Origin of the sequence: Cellulomonas gelida, assembly GCF_006538725.1 — a bacterium.
GTDB classification, from domain to species: domain Bacteria; phylum Actinomycetota; class Actinomycetes; order Actinomycetales; family Cellulomonadaceae; genus Cellulomonas; species Cellulomonas gelida.
On record NZ_BJLQ01000028.1, the window covers coordinates 1 to 19,638 of the forward strand.

The window sequence follows — 19,638 nt, forward strand, 5'->3', positions numbered from 1 at the left end:
ATCCCGACCTGACCGCCGGGGGCGATGTCGACCATGCTGTGTGGTGCTCCTTCGGTTCGTCGCCGCGGCAGGGCCGGGCGGGCGTGAGTCCCCGCGTTCGTCGCGCCCGGGCGTCACGCGCCCTGACCGTGCGAGGGACCGACGCCACGGACCCGGCGGCTCCTGCCGGATGTCGTGGACCCGGCCGGTATGCCGGGAGAGGTGCCGCCTCAGCCTAGTAGCCCCGCGGGACGCCTCCGCGGGGCCGATCACGAGGCAAGACTCCTCACGGTCGGGCGGTCGGCGGCGTGAGGTCCTCGCGCACCGCGGCGGCGATCGCCGACCCCCGCCCGAACCGCTCTTCGACCAGCGCCACGGCCGAACGGTCGGCCGCTGCGGCGGCCGCGCGCGCCGTGTCCTCGACGAGCCGGGCGAGCCCGGCCGGCCGCAGCGCGCACGCGCCGTCGGTGAGCCGCAGACGTACGAGCCGGCCGCGCGCGTCGACCTCGACGCCCACGTCACCTCCTGGTGACCGCGCCGCACCCCGCACCGCGTCCATGTCGTCGCGCAGGGCGGCCAGCTCCTGCGCGTGCCGTCGCGCGTCGACGAGCTCGGCGGCCACGCGCTCCTCGGCGCCGTCCACCCACACGCCCGCAGCCGGTGGAGCGGCATCCGGCACGCGCGGCGGCGGGGCGAGCGGCACCCCCGTGTGCGGCGTGGCGGACGGCGAGGCCTGCCCGGTCGCGGGCACCGTCCGCGGGACCCGCCTCGTCGCCTGCGGCACGAACCGGTCCGGGTTCCCGTTCGTCGTCGTCATCTCACGCCCCCTGCTCTCTCGTCGGACGCCCTCACGGCACGTCGCGACCGGACGCTAGCCACCGCACGCCGGTGCGTGTGCGCGTCCTCCACAGGCGACCGGCGCGCCGTGCACGACGCAGGTGGTGCCGTTGCCTACGCTCGGCAACCATGAGCCCCGCCGGTCCCGACGACGTGCCTGCCGAGTTCGTGCAGGCCCTGCGCTCGCTGCGCACGGTGAACGTGCGACCGGAGGTCGTGCTGGACGAGGTCCCCGGCCCGGCGCGCATCGCGCCGTACTCGGCCGCCCTCACTGCGGAGGTCCGCACCGCGCGTCGCTCCGTCGCGGCCGCCGAGCTCGCCTCGGGACGCTTCGTCGTGCTGTACGACCCGGCCGGCCAGGAGGCCTGGGACGGTCGGTTCCGCCTCGTCACGCTCGTGCGCGCGACGCTCGAGGCCGAGGTCGGCGCCGACCCGCTGCTCGCCGAGGTCGCATGGAGCTGGTTCCTCGACGCGCTCGAGAGCGTGGGGCTCGAGCCGCACGCACCCGGCGGCACCGTCACACGCGTGCTGTCGCAGAGCTTCGGCGCGCTCGAGGTGCGCGCCGAGCAGACCGAGCTCGAGATCCGCGCGTCGTGGACGGCGACGGACCCCGACCTGCGCGACCACCTGCGCGCCTGGGAGACGCTCCTGTGCGCGGCGGCCGGGCTGCCCCCGTTGCCCGACGGCGTGGTGCCGCTGAGCCCTCGTCACTGAGGCGTCTCGGCGGGCCCGAGCGTCCGCGTGACCCCGTCCGGTGCGGGCCCCGCCCGACGTGCGCTTGCGCGATCTGACCGTCTTCGTCCGACCAGGGCTCAAGTCCCCGCCCGACCCTGCCGATCAGCAGGTCGTGACCATCGAGCCGCTGCGCCGCGCACCCGCCGCCCGCACGTCCGCCACGTCGGGGGGCCCGGTCGCGACCCGCCCCGCCGCGGCACATCACATGTGCGTGGTGGTCACCGAGCTCGCCGACGGCGACGGCACGACTCTCGTGCAGAACCTGCGGCGCCGCGGCAGCCAGCGCGTCGTCGTCCTGACCCGGCGCGCGAGCCGCGGCGAGCTCAGCGTGCTGCTCTCGGGCGGGATGCGCGGCGCCGTGGCCAGCGCGACCGCGCCGTCGTTGACCCGCACGCCGGCGGCGCCCCCGCCGCCCCCCGCGCTGCCCGAGCTGACGACCCGCGAGCTGAGCGTCCTCAAGCTCGTCGCGCAGGGCCGCAGCAACCGGCTGATCGGCGAAGAGCTCGGCCTGTCCGCCCTCACGGTCAAGAGCCACCTGGCCCGCATCTCGCGCAAGTTCGGCACCGGCGACCGCGCGCACCTGGTCGCGATGTCGTTCCGCGGCGGCCTGCTCGACTGAGCACCCGCGGCACGGGTACCCCTGCTGCCGGGCGCTGCCCTGTCCCGGCGTGCCGCCGGTGTGACGAACGCGGCGGGCACGAGATCCGCGCGGCCTGCACGGCCCGCGGGCCGTCGTCGCCTACGGTGGAACCATGCAATCCGTGGACGACGAGCGTGCGTCGGCCGTCGTCCCACCGGGCGACGCCCCCGAGGCGCCCGGCACCGACCACCCCCAGGCGCAGACCCCCGCGCCGGTCGTCCCCCTGACGGAACCCGCCGACGGCATCCCCGTCGTCGTCGAGACGCCGGCGGCACTCGCGGCCGTCATCGAGGCCTTCGGTGCCGGGACCGGTCCGGTTGCGGTCGACGCCGAGCGCGCGTCCGGCTACCGGTACGGCCAGCGCACGTACCTCGTGCAGCTGCGTCGCGAGGGCGCCGGGACGGCGCTCATCGACCCGATCGCGCTGCCCGACCTGTCGGCGCTCTCCGACGCCCTGGTCGGTGTCGAGTGGGTGCTGCACGCCGCGTCGCAGGACCTCCCGGGTCTGACCGAGCAGGGCATGCACCCGACGCGCGTGTTCGACACCGAGCTCGCGGCCCGGCTGCTCGGCATGGAGCGCGTGGGCCTGGCGGCGGTCGTCGCCGACACGCTCGGTCTCGGCCTGGCCAAGGAGCACTCGGCGGTCGACTGGTCGACGCGCCCGCTGCCCAGCGAGTGGCTGCGCTACGCGGCCCTGGACGTCGAGGTCCTCGTCGAGGTGCGGGCGGTGCTCGCCGAGCGACTGGCGCTCGCCGGCAAGGCCGAGTGGGCCGCTCAGGAGTTCGAGGCCGTGCGCACCGCTCCCCCGCCCGCCCCGCGCGCCGAGCCGTGGCGCCGCGTCTCCGGCCTGCACGCGATCCGTGACGCGCGACGCCTCGCCGTCGTGCGTGAGCTGTGGAGCACGCGGGACCAGAACGCGCGTCAGCGTGACGTCTCGCCCGGCCGGGTGCTGCCCGACACCGCGATCGTCGCGGCGGCGCAGGCGCTCCCGCGCTCGGTCCCCCAGCTCACCGCGCTGCCGCCGTTCGCGGGCAAGGGCACGCGGCGCCGCGCGACGCTCTGGCAGTCCGCGATCGACCGCGCGCTCGCCCTCCCCGACGCCGACCTGCCCTCGGTGCGCGGCCCCAAGAGCGACGCCCCGCCGCCCCCGCGCGCGTGGGCGGACCGTGACCCGGCCGCGGCCGCACGCCTGACCGCGGCGCGCGACGTGGTCGCCGAGCTGTCGGCCCGGTACGCCGTGCCGGTCGAGAACATCGTGCAGCCGGACCTGCTGCGCCGCCTGTGCTGGACGCCCCCGCGGTCGCTCGACGCCGCGTCCGTGGCGGAGCACCTGGTCGCGGGCGGTGCGCGTCCGTGGCAGGTCGGCCTCGTCACCGAGCCGCTCGCCGCGGCCTTCGCGACGCTCGGCGACTGACCCAGCGCGCCGTCGGACGCACGGCGACCCGGCCTGACCCCTCCCGCCGCAGCTCAGCGGATGTTACTCTCGAGTAACTTCGGTCTCGTGGGCCGAAGGTCCTGCGCTCCGCATGATCCACACGGAGGCAGGACAGGTACCGCACTCCCCGGTCCCGCCCGACCGTACGGACACCGTCGTCCCCAGGAGGCCCCGATGCCCGCCGCATCTCGAGCTCGTCGCACCGTCTTCGTCGACGGGGTACGCACCCCGTTCGGACGCGCCCGTCCCGACGGGCTCTACGCCCACACCCGCGCCGACGACCTCGTCGTCAAGACCGTGCGCGAGCTCCTGCGCCGGCACCCCCAGCTACCGCCCGCACGGGTCGACGAGGTCGCGATCGCCGCCACCACGCAGCAGGGCGACCAGGGCCTGACCCTGGGCCGCACGGTCGGGATGCTCGCGGGCCTGCCGTCGAGCGTGCCCGGCTACGCGATCGACCGCATGTGCGCGGGCGCCATGACGGCGGTGACGAACGTCGCCGCCGCGATCGGGGTGGGCGCGGCCGACGTCGCTCTCGCCGGCGGGGTCGAGCACATGGGCCGGCACCCGATGGGCTTCGACGCCGAGCCGAACCCGCGGTTCCTCGCGGAGCGGATCGTCGCCGCCGACGCGCTCAACATGGGCGTGACCGCCGAGAACCTGCACGACCGCTTCCCCGCGCTCACGCGCGAGCGGGCCGACGCGTACGGCGCGGCGAGCCAGCGCAAGTACGCCGCCGCCCTCGCGTCGGGCCGGATCGACCCCGACCTCGTCCCGGTCGCCACGCGCGACCCGGAGCAGGGCTGGGGCCTGGCCACGGCCGACGAGCCGCCGCGGCCCGGGACGACCGCCGAGGCCATCGCGTCGCTGCCCACGCCGTTCCGGCCGGGCGGTCGCGTCACGGCCGGGACGTCGGCGCCGCTCACCGACGGCGCCGCGTCCTGTCTGCTCGCGGCCGAGGACACCGCCGCCGAGCTCGGGCTGCCCGTGGGCATGCGGATGGTTCAGTTCGCGTACGCGGGCGTGGAGCCCGAGATCATGGGCGTCGGGCCGGTGCCCGCGACGCGACGCGCGCTCGAGCGCGCGGGCCTGACCATCGAGGACATCGGGCTGTTCGAGATCAACGAGGCGTTCGCGGTCCAGGTGCTCGCGTTCCTCGACGCGTTCGGCATCGCCGACGACGACCCCCGTGTGAACCCGTACGGCGGCGCGATCGCCGTCGGGCACCCGCTCGCGTCCTCGGGCGTGCGTCTCATGACCCAGCTCGCGCGCCAGTTCGCCGAGCACCCCGAGGTGCGCTACGGCGTGACCACGATGTGCGTGGGCCTGGGCCAGGGCGGGACCGTCATCTGGGAGAACCCGCACCACGCCGACTACGTGCCGACGAACGACGAGGAGGTCGCCCGATGAGCGCCGACGTGACGACCGCGGCGGACGCCGCCCCGACCGACGCGCCCCCGGCGCCCCGCGCCGAGCGGGTCTCGCACGCCCTGGCCCGCGACGTGACGCTGCCCGGCGGCGCCGGCACGCTCGTCCTGGTCACGATCGACAACGGGCTGGACCACACGAAGCCGACGACCCTCGGCCCGCAGGGGATGGCCGAGCTCACGGCGACGCTGACCGCGGTGCGTGAGCGCGTGCAGGCCGGCCAGGTGCAGGCCGTGGCCGTCACCGGCAAGCCGTACTTCCTCGCGGCCGGCGCCGACCTGACCCAGGTCGCCGGTGTCGTCTCGCGCGACGAGGCGCTCCAGCTCGGCCGCCAGGGCCACGCCGCCTACGCGCTCCTGCAGGACATGGGCGTCCCCACGTTCGCGTTCGTCAACGGCGTCGCGCTCGGCGGCGGGCTCGAGCTCGCGCTCAACTGCCAGTACCGGACGGTTGCGGCCGACGTGCGCGCGCTCGCCCTGCCGGAGACGGGCCTGGGCCTGGTGCCCGGCTGGGGCGGCGCCTACGTCGTCCCGCGCCTCGTGGGCGTGCAGGCCGCGCTCGACGTCATCCTCGCCCGTCCCGCGGCCAACAAGCCGTACACGGCGCAGCAGGCCGCGCAGGTCGGCCTCGTGGACGTCGTGCTCGACACCGCGGACTTCCTCGAGGAGTCGATCCGCTGGGCCGCCCGTGTGGTGACCGGCGAGGTCGTCGTCGAGCGTCGCCCGCTCGACGACGAGGCGACCTGGCGGGCCGTGACCGACGCGGCGCGGCAGCGTCTCGACGCCACGATCGCCGGCTCGCGCCCCGCGCCGTACCGCGCGCTCGACCTCGTCGCCGCCGCACGCACGGCGTCGCGCGACGAGGCGTTCGCCGCCGAGGACGAGGCGCTCGCCGACCTGATCATGTCCGACGAGATGCGCGCGAGCGTCTACTCGTTCGGGCTCCTCTCGAGCGGCAAGCGACCGGTCGGGGCGCCCGACAAGGCGCTCGCGCGCCCGGTCACGCGCGTCGGGATCGTCGGTGCAGGTCTCATGGCGGCCCAGATCGCGCTCCTGTTCGCGCAGCGTCTCGGCGTGCCGGTGGTCATGCGCGACCTGGACGACGAGCGCGTCGCCAAGGGGCTCGAGGCGGTCCAGGCCGGCGTCGAGCGCCTGACCTCTTCGGGCCGGCTCTCCGAGTCGGCGGCGTCCCGGCTGATCGGCTCGATCCGCGGCACGACCCGGCTCGAGGACCTGGCGGGCTGCGACTTCGTCATCGAGGCCGTCACCGAGGTGCTCTCGCTCAAGAAGCGGGTCTTCGCGGAGGTCGAGCAGGTCGTGGCGCCGGACGCGATCCTCGCGACCAACACCTCGGCGCTGTCGATCACCGCGATGGCCGCCGACCTGCAGCACCCCGAGCGCGTCGTCGGCCTGCACTTCTTCAACCCGGTCGCGGCGATGCCGCTGGTCGAGGTGATCCACGCCGAGCACACCTCGCCCGAGGCGCTCGCCACCGGAGTCGCGGTCGCCGCCAAGCTCCGCAAGACCGCGGTGCTGTGCGCGGACCGCCCCGGCTTCGTCGTGAACCGCCTGCTCGTCCTGCTGCTCGGCGTGATCGTCGACGCCGTCGAGAAGGGCACACCCGTCGAGGTCGCCGACCGTGCCCTGCGTCCGCTCGGCCTGCCCATGCCGCCGTTCGAGCTGTTCGACCTGGTCGGGCCCGCGGTCGGCCTGCACGTCCTGACGTCGCTGCGCGAGGACCTCGGTGACCGCTTCCCGCGTTCGCCTGGTCTCGTCCGGCTCGTCGAGGAGGGCACCACGGTCGTCCTGCCGGCCCCCGCCAAGGGCCTGCCCAAGCCGGTGAACCCCGCGATCCAGGCGACGTTCGACGCCGCGCGCGAGGGCGAACTGCTCGCCCAGCCGCTCGACGAGGCCGGCGTCCTGGACGCGGTGCTCACCGCACTCACGGTCGAGGTCGGCCACATGCTCGACGAGCAGGTCGTCGCCACGCCCCAGCAGATCGACCTCTGCCTGATCCTCGGCGCGGGCTGGGGCTTCCACCTGGGCGGCCTCACGCCGTACCTGGACCGCACCGGGTACAGCGAGCGGCTCCTCGGTCATCGTCTGCTGCCCGACGGCGTGGCCAACGTCCGGAGCGCCTGACCGACCCACGCGGCCGCTCCGCCCGTGCTGCACGCACGGCCGGGGCGGCCGCGTGGTCCGCCGTGACCGGCAAGACATGACAAGGTGAGCGCATGATGCAGTGGCCTGAGCTGACGTTCGTCGGGAACCTCGACCCCCGCGCCGCGGTGAGCGCCACCCGGCTGCTCGCTGGCCTGGTCGCCTGGCCTGAGATCACCCAGCGCTGGAACGACGAGTCCGCGTGCGAGGGCATGACCGTGGGCGCGCTGACCTGGCACCTGGTCAACCAGCCGCAGCGGATCGTCGAGACGCTGCTCGCGCACGACCGCACCGACTCGCGGCTGTCCGAGCCGATCCCGGTCTCGGAGCACTACGCCCAGGCGCTGTGGATCCAGCAGGACCTGGACGGCCCCGCCAACCGCGGCGTGCGCGAGCGCGGCGAGGAGCAGGCCGTGGCCGGCCCGCAGGTCGCCGCAGCCGCCGCGCAGGACGCGCTCTCGCGGCTCGACGCGGTCCTGACGACCGTCCCTCCCGTCGTCGTCGTCCCGTGGACGGGTGCGGCGCTGGCGATCGAGGACTTCGTGGCGACCCGGCTGCTGGAGATCGTCGTGCACTCCGACGACCTGGCGGCCAGCCTCGGCGTGCCCGTGCCGCAGTTCTCGTACGAGGTCTTGTCCCCGGTGCTCACGCTCCTGGCGGACATCTCCCTGCGCCGGCACGGCCAGGACGCCCTCGTCCGGGCGCTGTCCCGCCCTCAGCGCGCGCCGAAGTCCATCAGCGCGTTCTAGCGGGCACGACGGCTCCGAGCGTGCGGCACGCGCGCGCGGAGCGCGGCGACGCCCCGACAGGCGTCGGTCAGAAGACCTGCAGGCCCCGCGCGCGGAACTGGCCGCGCACGCGCTCGACGAGCTCGGGGCTCGGCGGCTGGGTGTCCTCGAGCTCGTAGCGCATGCCGAGCTCGGCCCACTTGTCGCGGCCCATCTGGTGGAACGGCAGGACCTCGACGCGCGTGACGCACTCGCCGAGCGAGGCGACGTACTCCGCGACCGCCTCGACGTTCGCCTCGTCGTCCGTCAGCCCGGGGACGAGCACGAACCGCACCCAGACCTCGGTGTCACCGTGCGCGGCCAGCCGACGGCCGAACTGCAGCGTCGGCTCGAGCTCGCGACCGGTCGCGCGCTTGTACGTCTCCGGGTCGCCCGACTTCACGTCGAGGAGCACGAGGTCGATGTCGTCGAGCATCTCGTCGGTGCACTGCGCACCGAGGTAGCCCGAGGTGTCGATCGCGGTGTGCACGTCCATGGCCTTGGCGCCACGCAGCAGGCGACGCACGTAGGCGGGCTGCATGAGCGGCTCGCCGCCGGAGATGGTCAGGCCTCCCCCGGTCGCCTTCATGACGCCGCGGTAGCGCTTGACCCGGGCGAGGATCTCGTCGGACGTCACGTCGGTGCCGCGACGCATCTCCATGGTGTCGGGGTTGTGGCAGTACAGGCACCGCAGCGGACAGCCGGACAGGAACACGGTCATCCGCGTCCCCGGGCCGTCGACGGCAGTGACGAGCTCCCACGAGTGCACCGAGCCGATCTCGCCGGCCCGCACCGCGGCGAGCTTGGCGGAGCGGTCCTCGGCCTCCGCGGCCTCGAGGCCCTCGGTGCCCGCACCCTGCACGCGCCCGTGCGCGCCACCGACGAGCGGCAGCCCGAGCTCGACGACCGGGGCGCCGACCGGCTCCGTGACCGTGCTCATCGTCGTCTCCTCTCGTCGTGCCGGGCTGGGGTGTGCGGGTCGAGCTGACCGTGGGGAGGAGCCGCTGCCTGCTCGCGGCGACTCCTCCCCACGGGGTGTGTCAGACCGCTCCGTGGAACGTGCGGGACAGGACGTCGAGCTGCTGCTCGCGGGTCAGCCGGACGAAGTTCACCGCGTAGCCGCTCACGCGGATGGTGAGCTGCGGGTAGTTCTCCGGGTGGTCCATGGCGTCCAGGAGCGTCTCACGGTTCAGCACGTTGATGTTCATGTGGTAACCGTTCGACAGCGTGTACGCGTCGAGGAGGCCGACGAGGTTCGCGACCTGCTCCTCACGCGTGCGGCCGAGGCCCGACGGCACGACCGTCGACGTGAGCGAGATGCCGTCCTGCGCCTCCGAGTACGGCAGCTTCGCGACCGACAGCGCGGAGGCGAGCATGCCGTGCGTGTCGCGGCCGTTCATCGGGTTGGCGCCAGGAGCGAACGGCTCGCCGCGGCGGCGACCGTCAGGCGTGGAGCCCGTGGCCTTGCCGTAGACGACGTTCGAGGTGATCGTCAGCACCGACTGCGTGTGCAGCGCGTTGCGGTACGTCGGGTACTGGCGGATCTTGCGCATGAACGTCTCGACCAGGTACACGGCGATCTCGTCGGCGCGATCGTCGTCGTTGCCGTACGTCGGGAAGTCGCCCTCGACCTGGTACTCGGTGACCAGGCCGTCGGCCGTGCGCAGCGCCCGGACCTTGGCGTACTTGATGGCCGACAGCGAGTCCGCCACGACCGACATGCCCGCGATGCCGCACGCCATCGTCCGCAGGATCTCGCGGTCGTGCAGCGCCATCTCGATGCGCTCGTAGGCGTACTTGTCGTGCATGTAGTGCACGCAGTTCAGCGCGTCGACGTAGGTCTGGGCGAGCCAGTCCATCATCTTGTCGAACTTGGCCATCACGTCGTCGTAGTCGAGGAACTCGCCCTCGACCGGCGCGGACACCGGCGCGACCTGCTTGCCGGAGACCTCGTCGCGACCACCGTTGATGGCGTACAGGAGCGCCTTGGCGAGGTTCACGCGGGCGCCGAAGAACTGCATCTGCTTGCCCACGCGCATCGGGGACACGCAGCACGCGATGGCCGCGTCGTCGCCCCAGTCGGCGCGGATGAGGTCGTCGGACTCGTACTGCACGGCGGAGGTGTCGATCGACACCTGCGCGCAGAACTGCTTGAAGCCCTCGGGCAGCGCGTCGCTCCAGAACACCGTCATGTTGGGCTCGGGGGCCGGGCCCAGGTTGTACAGCGTCTGCAGGTACCGGAACGAGGTCTTGGTGACGAGCGGACGACCGTCCTCACCCATGCCACCGATGGTCTCGGTCACCCAGGTCGGGTCGCCGGAGAACAGGTTGTCGTACTCGGGGGTGCGCAGGAAGCGCACGATCCGCAGCTTGATGACGAAGTCGTCGATGATCTCCTGCGCCTGCTCCTCGGTGATCACGCCGGCCTCGAGGTCCCGGTTGAGGAACACGTCGAGGAACGTGGAGGTGCGTCCGAGCGACATCGCCGCGCCGTTCTGCTCCTTCACGGCGGCGAGGTAGCCGAAGTAGAGCCACTGCACGGCCTCTCGGCCGTTGCTCGCGGGCTGCGAGATGTCGTAGCCGTACGAGGCGGCCATCGTCTTGAGCTCGTTCAGCGCGCGGAGCTGCTCGGAGAGCTCCTCGCGGGCACGGATGACGTCCTCGACCGAACGCTCCATGTCGAGGTCGGCCTTCTCGAGCTTCTTGGCCTCGATCAGGGCGTCCACGCCGTACAGCGCGACCCGGCGGTAGTCGCCGATGATGCGGCCGCGGCCGTACGCGTCGGGCAGGCCGGTGATGATGTGCGACGACCGCGCGGCGCGCACGTCGGGCGGGTACGCGTCGAAGACGCCGTCGTTGTGGGTCTTGCGGTACTTGGTGAAGATCTCGGTGACGACCGGGTCGGCCTCGTAGCCGTAGGTCTCGAGCGAGGTCTGCACCATGCGGTAGCCGCCGTTGGGCATGATCGCGCGCTTGAGCGGCGCGTCGGTCTGCAGGCCGACGATGACCTCGTCGTCCTTGCTGATGTAGCCAGGGGCGTGCGACGTGATGGTGGACGGCGTCTTCGCGTCGACGTCGTAGACGCCCTTCTCGCGCTCCGCCGGGAACATCTCAGAGAGCTTCGCCCAGACGCCGGTGGTCCGCTCGGTGGGGCCGGCGAGGAACGACGAGTCGCCCGTGTAGGGCGTGTAGTTCCGCTGGATGAAGTCCCGCACGTCGACATTGTCGACCCAGGGTCCGGTCACGAACCCCTGCCATGCAGCAGGCATCGTCGCCTCGAGGTGGTCGGTGCCGGGTACGGCCGTCGTGGACATCTGCGCTCCTTGTGGAATCTGGTCCGATGACTTGAACCTACGGAGCAATTGGTGGGATGTCTCGGGACCTTCGACCTCGTGGGCCTGTACCGCAGGTCACACCCGGTGTCGGGTCCCGTGCCGGGTCCCGTCGAGGGCCCGTCCGGCGCGCCCGTCAGGCACGTGTGAGGGCCGTGACGACGTCGCGCGTGATGTCCTGCGGCGTCAGGCGCAGCGTCCCGACGAGCTGGTCCCGCGACGCGTGCGGCAGGAAGTCGCGCGGGATGCCGAACGCCTGGACCGGCGTCGTGATCCCGTGCTCGGCGGCGCGCTGCGCGACGTGCGCGCCGACGCCCCCGTCGACCAGCCCGTCCTCGATCGTCACGGTGTGGTCGTGGTCGCCGACGAGCTTGGTGAGCGCCGCGGGGATCGGCAGCACCCACCGCGGGTCGACCACCGTCACGGCCAGGCCGTGCGCCGCCAGGGCCTCGCCCACCTGCAGCGCGCAGCCGACCATCGCCCCCACCCCCACGACGAGCACGCGGCGCGCCTGGGCGTCGTCGGCGTCGTGCCGCGCCAGCACGTCGACACCGTCGACGTCCTCGAGTGCCGGGATCTCGTCGACGAGCGCGCTCTTGGGGTAGCGCACGACCGTCGGTGCGTCGTCCACGTCGACGGCCTCGCGCAGCGCAGCCCGCAACGTGTGCTCGTCGCGCGGCGCGGCGAGCCGCAGGCCCGGGACGATCGCGAGCATCGCCATGTCCCACATGCCGTTGTGGCTCGCGCCGTCGTCGCCGGTCAGACCGGCGCGGTCGAGGACGAACGTGACGCCCGCGCGGTGCAGCGCGACGTCCATGAGGACCTGGTCGAACGCGCGGTTCAGGAACGTCGCGTAGACCGCGACGACGGGGTGCAGCCCGCCGAACGCCATGCCCGCCGCGGACGTCGCCGCGTGCTGCTCCGCGATGCCGACGTCGAACACGCGGTCCGGGAACTCCGCGGCGAACGGCGCGAGCCCCACGGGCTGCAGCATCGCGGCGGTGATCGCGACGACGTCCGGCCGACGCCGGCCGATGCGCACGATCTCGTCGGCGAACACGCTCGTCCAGCCGAACCGCGACGGCGCGACCGGCAGCCCCGTCTCGGGGTGGATCACCCCGACGGCGTGGAAGCGGTCCGCGACGTCCTGCTCGGCCGGCGTGTAGCCGCGCCCCTTCTCGGTGATCACGTGCACGATGACGGGGCCGCCGAACGCCTGCGCGCGGCGCAGGGCTCGCTCGACCGCCTGCTCGTCGTGCCCGTCGACCGGGCCCACGTACTTCAGGCCGAGGTCCTCGAACAGGCCCTGCGGCAGGACGACGTCCTTGATTCCCTTCTTCAGGCCGTGCAGCGCGTCGTACGCGAGGCGCCCGGGCGGGCCGGAGCGCTTCAGCGTGCGCTTGCCCCACGACAGGACGTTCTCGTAGCCCTGCGTGGTGCGCAGCGTGTCGAGGTGCAGCGCGAGCCCGCCGATCGTCGGCGCGTACGAGCGCCCGTTGTCGTTGACGACGACCACGAGGCGACGGTCCTGGCCCTCCGCGATGTTGTTGAGCGCCTCCCAGGCCATGCCGCCCGTCAGCGCGCCGTCGCCGATCACGGCGACCACGTGCCGGTCGGAGCGGCCCTGCAGCTCGTTCGCCTTGGCGATCCCGTCCGCCCAGCTCAGGGCCGTGGACGCGTGCGAGTTCTCGACGACGTCGTGCTCGGACTCCGCGCGGCTCGGGTACCCCGAGAGCCCGTCGCGGCGCCGCAGCGCCTCGAAGTCACGGCGACCCGTGAGCAGCTTGTGCACGTAGGACTGGTGCCCGGTGTCGAACACCAGCGTGTCGCGCGGCGACTCGAACACGCGGTGCAGCGCGATCGTCAGCTCGACGACCCCGAGGTTCGGCCCCAGGTGACCACCTGTGCGCGAGACCTGGTCGACCAGGAACGTGCGGATCTCCTGCGCGAGCGCGTCGAGCTGACCGGGAGGCAGCGCACGCACGTCCGCGGGGGTGCGGACGCGCGACAGCAGCGAACGACTCACGCGTTCCTCCCACGTCCCGCCGGTGACTGACGTACCACTCTAGGACGCGTCGGGCCCGCGCGTCGCCGCACGGCGCCGTCGGCGGAACGTGACGAGCACGACGACGAGCGCGACGAGCAGCGCGAGCACGAGCAGCGGCACGAACACCGCGGCCAGGCTCAGGCCGAACGACGTGCCGTCCTCGATCGTCGAGACGACGGGCGCTCCCACGCCGAACGTGGCCGCGTTCACGGCCGGCCGCACGGTGGCCTTGCCCGCGTGGACGATCGCCGCGAGCACGACTCCGGCGACGAACGGCACCCAGGCGTTCTCCTGGACCCACGTGGACGACTCGAGGTCGGCCGCCGCCGACGTCGCGGCGAACACGATGCCCCCGGACAGCGGGCGGATCGCGGTCTGGATGGCGTCGTTGACGGAGTCCACCACCGGGACCTTGTCGAGGACGACGTCCGCGACGAGCAGCACCGTCCCGATGCCGATCGCCCACCACGACTCCATCCAGGTCAGCCCGCTGGGCAGCACGACCACGTCGGTGAACCGCGCCAGCAGCGCGACGACGAGGAACGGGATGTAGGCGTTCAGCCCTGCCGCCGTCGACAGTCCGATCCCCGTGAGTGCGACGAGCATGGCTGGACCCTACCGAGGCGTCACCCCGCGGTCGCGCCGTCGCGCGCCTGGAGCCCGTGCGCTCATACTCGCGGCATGGACGCCACGACCTCGGTGACGCTCGACCTGCCCGACGGCCGCACCCTGCGCGCGCACGCCACGACGGGCGACCCGGACGCGGGCGTCGTCGTGTGGCATCACGGCACGCCGCAGTCGGGGGCGTTGCTGGCGCCGGTCGTCGAGGCCGCCGCGCGGCGCGGGCTGCGGGTCGTGTCCTACGGCCGCCCGTCGTACGGCGGCTCGTCGGCCCGACCGGGGCGCGACGTCGCCTCCGCCGCCGGCGACGTCGCGGCGGTGCTCGACGCGTTCGGGATCACGCGCGCGGCGTTCGTCGGCGCGTCCGGCGGCGGGCCGCACGCGCTCGCGTGCGGTGCGCTGCTCGGCGAGCGGGCCACGGCAGTGGTGAGCCTGGCCGGGCTGGCGCCCTTCGACGGGTTCGACTGGGCGGCGGGCATGGCGTCGGACGCGGCGCTCCGGGCGGCGGCGCGCGGACGCGACGAGCGAGCGGCACTGGCCGACGACGACGGCGTCGCGGGGTTCGTCGAGGCGGACTGGGCCGCGCTGCGGGGTGCGTGGGGCGCGCTCGGCGAGGACGCCGGCCCCGCAGGCCAGGCGTGGCCCGACGGCGCGATCGACGACGACGTCGCGTACGCGAGCCCGTGGGGCTTCGCCTTGGCCGACGTCCGGGTCCCGGTGCTGCTCGTGCACGGCGGTCTGGACCGGGTCGTGCCGCCCGCTCACGGGCGACGCCTGCTCGACCTGCTGCCCGACGCGCAGCTCTGGCAGCGCCCGCACGACGGCCACGTCTCGGTCCTGCACGCCCTGCCCGTCGCGCTCGACTGGCTCGTGGACCTCACCGCCTGAACCTGCGCTGCCGGCCTGGACCCGGGCGGCCGGGGGCCGGGCAGCCCGGACCTGGGCGGCCCGGACCTGAGGGTCGCGCACGCCGCAGGTAAGATGCGGAGGAAAGGGGGAACCCCGATGCGATTCCTGCCTGGCCACTCGGCCACCTCAGACCTCACCTACGGCGACGTGTTCCTCGTCCCGTCGCGTTCCGAGGTCACCTCCCGTTTCGACGTCGACCTGGCGTCGACCGACGGCACCGGCACAACCGTGCCCCTCGTCGTCGCGAACATGACCGCCGTCGCCGGCCGCCGTATGGCGGAGACCGTCGCGCGCCGCGGCGGCATGGCCGTGATCCCTCAGGACATCCCCGTCGAGGTCGTCGCCGACGTCGTGCGCTCGGTGAAGGCCGCGCACCCCGTGGTCGAGAGCCCCGTCGTCGTCGCGCCGCACGACACCGTGCACACCGCGCTGACGCTGATCGGCAAGCGCTCGCACGGAGCGGCGGTCGTCGTCGCCGACGGCGTCCCGGTGGGCGTCGTCACCGAGGCGGACTGCCAAGGCGTCGACCGGTTCACGCAGGTCGAGGACGTCATGACGGCGCACCCGACGACGGTCGACCTCGACGTCGTCGAGAACGGCGGCGTGCGGGGACTCGAGGCGGCCTTCGAGAAGCTGCACTCGAGCCGGCGCAAGTTCTCGCCCGTCGTGCGCGGCTCGCAGCTCGTCGGAGTCCTGACCCAGATCGGCGCGCTGCGCTCGTCGATCTACCGTCCGGCGCTCGACGAGGCCGGCCGTCTGCGCATCGCGGGTGCGGTGGGCATCAACGGCGACGTCAAGGCCAAGGCCGCCGCGCTGCTCGAAGCGGGGATCGACGCGATCGTCGTCGACACCGCGCACGGCCACCAGCGCAAGATGCTCGACGCGCTCGCCGCCGTGCGCGCGCTCGACCCGCAGGTCCCGGTCGTCGCCGGGAACGTCGTGACGGCCGAGGGCACGCGCGACCTCGTCGAGGCGGGCGCCGACATCGTCAAGGTGGGCGTCGGCCCGGGCGCGATGTGCACGACGCGCATGATGACCGCCGTCGGGCGGCCGCAGTTCTCGGCGGTGCTCGAGTGCGCCGCCGAGGCGCGGCGGCTCGGTGCGCACGTGTGGGCGGACGGCGGCGTCCGCCACCCGCGTGACGTCGCGCTCGCGCTCGCCGCGGGAGCCTCGCAGGTCATGATCGGATCGTGGTTCGCGGGGACGCACGAGTCCCCCGGCGACCTGCACGAGGACAGCTCTGGCCGGCTCTACAAGGAGTCGTTCGGCATGGCCTCGGCGCGCGCCGTGGCCGCGCGCACCCGCGGCGGCTCGGCGTTCGACCGTGCGCGCAAGGCGCTCTACGAGGAGGGCATCTCCTCCTCGCGGATGTACCTGGACCCGCGCCGGCCGGGCGTCGAGGACCTGATCGACCACATCACGTCGGGCGTGCGCTCCGCGGCGACCTACGTGGGCGCCTCGACGCTCGCCGAGCTCCACGAGCGGGCGACGGTCGGCATCCAGTCCGCCGCCGGCTACGAGGAGGGGCGTCCCCTCCCCGACGGGTGGTGACACGCGTGCGCCCGGTCCTGGTCCTCACGCACGTCCCGTACGAGGGACCCGGTCTGATCGCACCGGGGCTCGACGCCCCGGTGCGGGTCCGCACGGTCGTCGGCACCGCCGACCCCGTGCTGCCCGCGCTCGACGAGGTCTCGGGCGTGGTCGTCATGGGCGGTCCCATGGACGCCGACGACGACCGCGGCCACCCCGGTCTGGCGGCCGAGCGCGCACTCCTGGCCGCTGCGGTCGACGCGGACGTCCCCGTGCTCGGCGTGTGCCTCGGTGCGCAGCTGCTGGGCATGGCGCTCGGGGCGCACCTGCACCGCCGCCACGGCACCGAGATCGGGTTCGCGCCCGTGGACGTCGTCGCCGACGACCTCGTGCTCGGGCCGCTCGGCTCGCGCCCGACCGTGCTGCACTGGCACAGCGACGCGATCGACCTCCCGCCCGCCGCGACGCTGCTCGCCTCGACCCCCACGACGCCCGTCCAGGCCTTCCGGGCGGGCAGCGCGCTCGGCGTGCAGTTCCACGTCGAGGTCGAGCCGTCCCTGCTCGACCTGTGGCTCACCACGCCGACGATGACCGCCGACCTGGACGACGAAGAGCTCGCGACGATCCGCTCGGATGGCGCACGCCATCTGCCGACGCTCGTCCCTGCCGCGCACAAGCTGGTCCAGGGGTTCGCCGAGCAGGTGCGGACGCGCGGGTGAGCGCGCCCGGCCCCCGCCCGCACGACACGGCGACGGACGCGCGCGACGACCTCGTCGCCCTGGTCGGCCGGGGTGTCCCGTGGCCCACGGACCCCGCGCGACTGCTGCGCGACCCCGCACGGGCTCGGCGCGCCGCGGTGCTCGTCCTGTTCGGCGTGCTCGACGCGCTGCCGGCGCACGCACCCGGTGTCCCTCGCGTCCCTGCGGAGCTCGACGTGCTGCTGCAGCGCCGCGCCGCGACGCTCGGCCACCACCCCGGCCAGGTCGCGTTCCCGGGCGGCGGGATCGACCCGCAGGACGCCGGCCCGCGCGAGGCCGCGCTGCGCGAGGCGGTCGAGGAGACCGGGCTCGACCCGACCGGCGTCGAGCTGCTCGGCACCCTCGCCGACGTGCCGCTGCCCGTGAGCGACAACCTCGTCACGCCCGTGCTCGCGTGGTGGACCCAGCCGTCACAGGTCGCCGCAGTCGACCACGACGAGGCGGTCGACGTGTTCCGGACACCGGTCGCCGAGCTGCTCGACCCGGCCAACCGCGGGGTGGTCGAGCACGTGGGCGTACGTGGCCGGCTGCGGACCCCCGCGTTCCTCGTCGGCGACGACGTGCTCGTCTGGGGCTTCACCGCGCTGGTCCTCGACGGGATCTTCGACGCGCTCGGGTGGACCGTGCCGTGGGAGCCGACGCGGCGGTTCGAGCCGTGAGCGCGCCGCCCGCGCCCGCGCACCCGCTGATCGAGATCGACGTCGACGAGTCACTCGCCCGCGCCCTGCTCGCCGAGCAGCATCCGGACCTCGCCGACCGCCCGCTGCACTCGCGCATGCACGGCTGGGACAACATCACCTGGCGCCTGGGCGACGACCTCGCGGTGCGGCTGCCCGTGCGCGAGATCAGCGCACCGCTCGTCGTGAACGAGCAGCGGTGGCTGCCGGTCGTCGGCGGGCGCGTGCCGGTCCCGACCCCGGTGCCCCTGCGGACCGGAGCCCCGTCGCCGCTGTACCCGTGGCCGTGGTCGGTCGTGCCGTGGCTCACCGGGACGGTCGTGGCTGCGACCGACGTCGCGGGGCGGACGGCCTGGGCGGCCCAGCTCGCCGACGCGCTCGCGGCGCTGCACGCCGAGGCGCCCGCGGACGCCCCGCACAACCCGTACCGCGGCGTCGCACTGCGGGACCGGGCCCAGGTGGTCGCGACGCGGCTCGAGTCGGCACCCGACCTGCCGCACCGCGACGCCCTGCTCGCCGCGTGGCACGACGGTCTCACCGCACCCGAGTGGGCGTCACCCGCGGTCTGGGTGCACGGCGACCCGCACCCCGGCAACCTCCTGAGCGACGGCGGTCGCCTCACCGCGCTGCTCGACTTCGGCGACCTGGGGCACGGCGACCCCGCGAGCGACCTCGCCACCGCGTGGCTCACCTTCGATGCCGCGGGACGCGCCGCCTTCGTCGCACGCACCACGCAGCGGCGCGGCTGGGACGACGCGACATGGCGTCGGGCACGCGCCTGGGCCGCCGGGCTCGTGCCCGTATTCCTGGCCCATCCCGTCGAGTACCCGCTCATGGCAGACGTGGGACGACACGCCGCAGAACAGCTCGCAACGCACTGACCAGCACGTTCGGCCTGTATACAGGTCCACATGTGACCCGAGGCACATGGACCGTTGGTCCCAGGTGCACGGGTCTGCATGGGTGAACCATTCAATCAGCGAGCCGGACCGGTTCGCCGGGGAACACTCCCCGACCGAGGGATCAGACAAGGACTCACGATGTCGACGCCGACCGCTTCCGCCACCAAGCTCCCCCGCCTCCTGGGCCTCATCGTCATCATCTTCGGTGCGATCTTCTTCGTCGCCGGTGCCGCCACCTGGACGGCCGTCTCGGTGAACCTCAAGGCCGAGAACATCACCGTCTCCGACGACGCCGCGGCGTTCGCGGGCGGCGCTGTCGACACGCCGTGGGAGGCGTTCGCGCAGGCCGACATCATCAAGCACCACGCGCTCGACGCGACCGGTGGCAAGACCTACGCCGAGCTCGACAAGGAGGACCCGCTGCGCGCCGTCGCGATGAACGGCTCCTTCCTGCGGGCCTCGCTGTTCACCTCGGTCGTCGCCTTCGGCGTCGCGCTGCTGGTCATGGGCCTGGGCGTCGTCTTCGCCATCACCGGCGTCGCGATCCGCAAGCTCGCCCCCGCCACGGACGTCACCCCGGCGAAGCCTGAGCTCGCCTCCTCGGCCGTCTGAGCCGACCGCCTGACTGACAAGGCCCCACCCGCTCTCCCCAGCGGGTCGGGGCCTTCGTCATGCCCCCGCAGTCGGACCGTGAGCAGGCGGCTCAGATCTGAGGTCCGCCACGGACACGACGAGCAAGGCCAGCCGGTCGTCACGTCCCGCACGACGAGCAGGAACGGGCGGTCCAGCCGGACCTCACGAGGTGGCGGCGACCGCCCCCTACGCGCTCGTCTCGCGGCTCCGACGAGGATCGCGCCGCTCATGACCGCACGCGCGAGGAGC

Annotated in this window: 17 protein-coding genes; 12 read left to right on the top strand and 5 right to left on the bottom strand. The window is 73.8% G+C overall.

All coding sequences use genetic code 11. From position 1 onward, the window contains the following. Positions 1 to 265: 265 nt before the first annotated feature. Positions 266 to 796: a YbaB/EbfC family nucleoid-associated protein gene (locus CGE01nite_RS12120; protein WP_141371218.1), complete on the bottom strand. Its 531-nt coding sequence runs from the start codon at positions 794 to 796 to the stop codon at positions 266 to 268. A 149-nt stretch (positions 797 to 945) separates the two neighbouring features. Here CGE01nite_RS12120 and CGE01nite_RS12125 point away from each other — a divergent pair, with 149 nt between their 5' ends. From CGE01nite_RS12125 to CGE01nite_RS12150, 6 genes are all read left to right on the top strand, one after another. Then, complete coding sequence (locus CGE01nite_RS12125; protein ID WP_048344126.1) at positions 946 to 1,530, top strand: DUF3000 domain-containing protein; 585 nt, start codon at positions 946 to 948, stop codon at positions 1,528 to 1,530. A 133-nt stretch (positions 1,531 to 1,663) separates the two neighbouring features. After that, positions 1,664 to 2,170, top strand: a complete 507-nt coding sequence (locus CGE01nite_RS12130; protein WP_229747609.1) for a helix-turn-helix transcriptional regulator — start codon at positions 1,664 to 1,666, stop codon at positions 2,168 to 2,170. A 133-nt stretch (positions 2,171 to 2,303) separates the two neighbouring features. Next, on the top strand, positions 2,304 to 3,605 hold the full coding sequence (locus CGE01nite_RS12135; RefSeq protein ID WP_141371219.1) for an HRDC domain-containing protein: 1,302 nt from the start codon (positions 2,304 to 2,306) through the stop codon (positions 3,603 to 3,605). Between the two features lie 195 nt (positions 3,606 to 3,800). Continuing rightward, a complete protein-coding gene (locus tag CGE01nite_RS12140) occupies positions 3,801 to 5,036 on the top strand; it encodes a thiolase family protein (RefSeq protein WP_048344128.1) in 1,236 nt (411 codons plus the stop codon). Further along, complete coding sequence (locus CGE01nite_RS12145) at positions 5,033 to 7,195, top strand: 3-hydroxyacyl-CoA dehydrogenase NAD-binding domain-containing protein (RefSeq protein ID WP_141371220.1); 2,163 nt, start codon at positions 5,033 to 5,035, stop codon at positions 7,193 to 7,195. The genes CGE01nite_RS12140 and CGE01nite_RS12145 overlap by 4 nt, the downstream gene beginning before the upstream one ends. 92 nt (positions 7,196 to 7,287) lie before the next feature. Next, positions 7,288 to 7,962 (top strand): maleylpyruvate isomerase N-terminal domain-containing protein, encoded by a 675-nt coding sequence (locus tag CGE01nite_RS12150; RefSeq protein WP_229747608.1) that lies wholly within the window; start codon positions 7,288 to 7,290, stop codon positions 7,960 to 7,962. A gap of 67 nt (positions 7,963 to 8,029) precedes the next feature. Here the strand turns inward: CGE01nite_RS12150 and pflA are convergent, their stop codons facing one another. From pflA to CGE01nite_RS12170, 4 genes are all read right to left on the bottom strand, one after another. Next, positions 8,030 to 8,920, bottom strand: coding sequence for a pyruvate formate-lyase-activating protein (gene pflA / locus CGE01nite_RS12155; RefSeq protein WP_048344130.1), 891 nt, complete (start codon positions 8,918 to 8,920; stop codon positions 8,030 to 8,032). A 100-nt stretch (positions 8,921 to 9,020) separates the two neighbouring features. Then, entirely contained in the window at positions 9,021 to 11,294 is a 2,274-nt protein-coding gene (gene pflB / locus CGE01nite_RS12160) for a formate C-acetyltransferase (protein ID WP_048344131.1), read from the bottom strand. 154 nt (positions 11,295 to 11,448) lie between these two features. Further along, entirely contained in the window at positions 11,449 to 13,338 is a 1,890-nt protein-coding gene (gene dxs, locus CGE01nite_RS12165; protein ID WP_048344132.1) for a 1-deoxy-D-xylulose-5-phosphate synthase, read from the bottom strand. 39 nt (positions 13,339 to 13,377) lie between these two features. After that, positions 13,378 to 13,965, bottom strand: a complete 588-nt coding sequence (locus CGE01nite_RS12170) for a DUF4126 domain-containing protein (RefSeq protein ID WP_141371221.1) — start codon at positions 13,963 to 13,965, stop codon at positions 13,378 to 13,380. Between the two features lie 75 nt (positions 13,966 to 14,040). Between CGE01nite_RS12170 and CGE01nite_RS12175 the strand changes: the two genes are divergently transcribed. The 6 genes from CGE01nite_RS12175 to CGE01nite_RS12200 all read left to right on the top strand — a co-directional run bounded on the left by CGE01nite_RS12175 (position 14,041) and on the right by CGE01nite_RS12200 (position 19,368). Continuing rightward, positions 14,041 to 14,868, top strand: a complete 828-nt coding sequence (locus tag CGE01nite_RS12175) for an alpha/beta fold hydrolase (RefSeq protein ID WP_141371222.1) — start codon at positions 14,041 to 14,043, stop codon at positions 14,866 to 14,868. A gap of 117 nt (positions 14,869 to 14,985) precedes the next feature. Next, on the top strand, positions 14,986 to 16,440 hold the full coding sequence (locus CGE01nite_RS12180; RefSeq protein ID WP_141371223.1) for a GuaB1 family IMP dehydrogenase-related protein: 1,455 nt from the start codon (positions 14,986 to 14,988) through the stop codon (positions 16,438 to 16,440). A gap of 5 nt (positions 16,441 to 16,445) precedes the next feature. Further along, the gene (locus CGE01nite_RS12185; RefSeq protein WP_141371224.1) at positions 16,446 to 17,138 is read left to right on the top strand and encodes a type 1 glutamine amidotransferase; all 693 of its coding nucleotides are present in this window, start codon (positions 16,446 to 16,448) and stop codon (positions 17,136 to 17,138) included. Further along, complete coding sequence (locus CGE01nite_RS12190; RefSeq protein ID WP_174773452.1) at positions 17,135 to 17,836, top strand: NUDIX hydrolase; 702 nt, start codon at positions 17,135 to 17,137, stop codon at positions 17,834 to 17,836. The genes CGE01nite_RS12185 and CGE01nite_RS12190 overlap by 4 nt, the downstream gene beginning before the upstream one ends. Further along, positions 17,833 to 18,735, top strand: a complete 903-nt coding sequence (locus CGE01nite_RS12195) for an aminoglycoside phosphotransferase family protein (RefSeq protein WP_048344188.1) — start codon at positions 17,833 to 17,835, stop codon at positions 18,733 to 18,735. Before CGE01nite_RS12190 ends, CGE01nite_RS12195 begins: the two co-directional genes overlap by 4 nt. Before the next feature lie 159 nt (positions 18,736 to 18,894). Next, positions 18,895 to 19,368 (top strand): hypothetical protein, encoded by a 474-nt coding sequence (locus CGE01nite_RS12200; RefSeq protein ID WP_048344174.1) that lies wholly within the window; start codon positions 18,895 to 18,897, stop codon positions 19,366 to 19,368. Positions 19,369 to 19,638: the final 270 nt, after the last annotated feature.